The sequence below is a fragment of the Moorena sp. SIO4A1 genome (genome assembly GCF_010672065.1).
In the GTDB taxonomy this organism is placed as follows: domain Bacteria; phylum Cyanobacteriota; class Cyanobacteriia; order Cyanobacteriales; family Coleofasciculaceae; genus Moorena.
The window spans coordinates 1-1,015 of the sequence record NZ_JAAHHX010001084.1; the positions used below are offsets into that span (position 1 = coordinate 1).

Sequence of the window (1,015 nt, forward strand, 5' to 3'; positions counted from 1 at the left end):
TTAAACTCCCCTCAATAAGGGGGCTCTGAAGGGAGTAAAAGTAAAAATCTAGAGAGAGATAAGAAAGATGTCTGGAATCAGAAAATTGCAGAATGCATAATATTTCTGTCCAAATAGCACCAGACATCTCTATCTATTGTGATGAACTTAGAAAGGAATAGGCCCAGGAACTTGAATTCCTTTCTGAACCGCAGGACGTTCTGCAATTTGATTATGCCATGCGATTAAGCTGGAAAACTGATCGAAGCCAAATCCCATACGTTTAGCAGTATAAATCCAACCCCAATGGGCAATATCTACAATGGAGTATTCATCACCGCATAGATATTTTTGCTGCTTCAAACGTTGTTCAAGGACACCATACAACCTTTCAGTTTCTTTGGTATAGCGTTCAATTGCGTAAGGGATTTTTTCAGGAGCAAACAAGGCAAAGTGTGCTCGTTGTCCGAACATTGGCCCAATAGAAGCCGCTTGGAAAAAGAGCCATTGAATTGCTTCCCAACGACCTTCAGTTGATTGCGGTACTAACCGTCCAGTTTTATCTGCAAGATAGAGTAAAATTGCACAGGATTCAAATACCGTTTGTCCAGTTTCTTGATCTACAATTACTGGAACTTTAGCATTAGGATTGAGTGCAACAAATTCTTCTTTAAATTGTTCTCCTTCATAGACATTTATATGCTTGACATTGTAAGGGAGTTCAAGTTCTTCCAAACAAATAGAAATTTTGTGACCGTTTGGGGTATTGTGTGTGTAAAGTTCAATCATTGAAGACTCTTGGGTTGATTAGTGAAATGTTCATTGAAATTGAAAGGAAATCATCAAAATTTAATTGTTTTAAAATAATTAATTAAATCTTGCTTGATTTGTTTTATTTTTTTATCCTCTCAATATCTTTATTTGACTACAATTAATTGTAGCTTAATTCCGGATGATTTATCTTTGTTTTTTGGATAAGTTATTACTCACAAATAATAATGCCAATACAATCACTAATCCGGAATTAAAAATTGAA

1 protein-coding gene is annotated in these 1,015 nt (G+C 35.3%); it reads right to left on the minus strand.

Going from position 1 to position 1,015, the window contains the following annotated elements; all coding sequences use genetic code 11:
* Positions 1-147: 147 nt before the first annotated feature.
* Positions 148-768: a glutathione binding-like protein gene (locus F6K53_RS45445; RefSeq protein ID WP_293087806.1), complete on the minus strand. Its 621-nt coding sequence runs from the start codon at positions 766-768 to the stop codon at positions 148-150.
* Between the last annotated feature and the right edge of the window lie 247 nt (positions 769-1,015).

Excerpts from the sequence above, each read along its gene's own strand:
- F6K53_RS45445 (WP_293087806.1), bottom strand. The coding sequence starts at position 768 with ATGATTGAACTTTACACACACAATACCCCAAACGGTCACAAAATTTCT.